Raw genomic sequence first — 1,603 nt, 5'->3', positions numbered from 1 at the left:
TCGGTCCCTAACCACCTGCTGGCCCACTCTTAAAAAATACTTTGGGGGTAAATTCAAAATGGCAATTCGTAACATTTGCGTCTTCTGCGGCTCCAACTCCGGCTTAGATCCACAGTTCAGTACTAGCACGGAAGCCCTGGGAAAATATCTTGCTGACAACGATTACCAACTCGTTTACGGTGGTGGCAACCATGGACTTATGGGGAAAGTTGCCACTTCAACCTTGGATGCTGGCGGTCGCGTCATCGGTATCATCCCCCACTTCCTTGTCGAACGGGAACTCGCACTGAAGAATGTGACTACCTTTATCGAGACTCGGACTATGACTGAACGGAAAGAAAAGATGCTCCACCTCGCTGACGCCTTTATCGTCTTGCCCGGTGGTTTCGGCACCTTTGAAGAATTCCTTCAGATGCTCTCTTGGAGTCAGATCGATATTCACCAAAAACCGATTGCCCTGTATAACATCGACGGTTTTTACGATGATCTCGTGAACATGCTCCAAAAGTCAGCTGATTTAGGCTTTGCACCAGAAGGCAACCTTGATCTCTTCATCAACGGTCACAACCTAGATGAGATCTTCAGCCAATTCCATGAATTCAAACACGTTCTACCACCAAAGTACACAAACTAATTCAAAAATCAGGCGCTTACTAATACCGATGGGTACTAGTAAACGCCTGATTTATTTTTATCTATTAATACCGTAACGAAGCTTACTGCGATTTAAATTTGTTAACACCGTAATAACCCGTATCTTGTATTTACTGCTATCTCAATTCCAGAACTGCCAACTAGCACGGGGACCTTCCGCTTTTTGATTATACTTAATATAAAATGAACCCGCCTGTTCACGCATCGAGACTGGAATCTGCTGGCGCGTAACTAGGCGTACACCACTAACATAGGATCCTTTATGTCGCACTAGCACCCAGCGGGTTTGCTTAGTCGGCATTTGACCAGTCGCAATCTTTAACCATTCCCCACTACCAAACGGATCATCTGATACATATACGTCAACTGATGACTTTATTTTCTCTGGTAAAATTGCATACCCAGTTTGCGTTGTTAACAACGGGTTCAGACGATCAATTGTCGTATTTTGCGTGTAATGTCCCCAGCTCAAGATTCCACCAATTAAGCTTATACTAACGAACAACCCAATAATAATGGTCAACCAACGCCAATAACGCCGTTTTAACCGGACATCACGACTGATCTGATGCACAATTGGCACTACCGGTATCTCATCTGATTTCAACAGGTTATCGAGTGAGATTGACAGTCGTTCACTAAGTTCTACTAGCGTATCGAGATTAGGATACGTGCTACCATTTTCCCATCGAGAAACCGTTTGACGTGTCACGTGTAATTACGTGTCACGTGTAATTGGTCAGCCAACACTTGTTGCGTTAATCCCAATGACTGTCGTTGCTTTTTTAATTGTCCACTTAGTTCCAAATAATCAAATCCTTTCTTTATGGTATTAATCATAGCTGGCAAATCAGCCCGTTGTCGAGCAACTAACCTGTTACATCGCGTTACATCAAGCTTTAGGGCAATCTTTTATGTATTAACTAAAGGTTGAAAGTCTCAAAACAAC

At 43.4% G+C, this 1,603-nt stretch carries 3 protein-coding genes; 1 reads left to right on the top strand and 2 read right to left on the bottom strand.

All coding sequences use genetic code 11. From position 1 onward, the window contains the following. Window positions 1-58: 58 nt before the first annotated feature. Entirely contained in the window at window positions 59-634 is a 576-nt protein-coding gene (locus ACG95_RS02250) for an LOG family protein (protein WP_047998943.1), read from the top strand. 141 nt (window positions 635-775) lie between these two features. Here the strand turns inward: ACG95_RS02250 and ACG95_RS02245 are convergent, their stop codons facing one another. Both ACG95_RS02245 and ACG95_RS14940 read right to left on the bottom strand, forming a co-directional pair. After that, window positions 776-1,366: a helix-turn-helix domain-containing protein gene (locus tag ACG95_RS02245; protein ID WP_237756427.1), complete on the bottom strand. Its 591-nt coding sequence runs from the start codon at window positions 1,364-1,366 to the stop codon at window positions 776-778. Next, the gene (locus tag ACG95_RS14940; RefSeq protein WP_337588702.1) at window positions 1,363-1,461 is read right to left on the bottom strand and encodes a helix-turn-helix domain-containing protein; all 99 of its coding nucleotides are present in this window, start codon (window positions 1,459-1,461) and stop codon (window positions 1,363-1,365) included. Before ACG95_RS14940 ends, ACG95_RS02245 begins: the two co-directional genes overlap by 4 nt. Window positions 1,462-1,603: the final 142 nt, after the last annotated feature.

The sequence above is a fragment of the Lactiplantibacillus herbarum genome, from assembly GCF_001039045.1.
Taxonomy (GTDB): domain Bacteria; phylum Bacillota; class Bacilli; order Lactobacillales; family Lactobacillaceae; genus Lactiplantibacillus; species Lactiplantibacillus herbarum.
This window is presented reverse-complemented; position numbering and strand designations above follow the sequence as displayed.

Excerpts from the sequence above, each read along its gene's own strand:
- ACG95_RS02250 (WP_047998943.1), top strand. The coding sequence starts at position 59 with ATGGCAATTCGTAACATTTGCGTCTTCTGCGGCTCCAACTCCGGCTTA.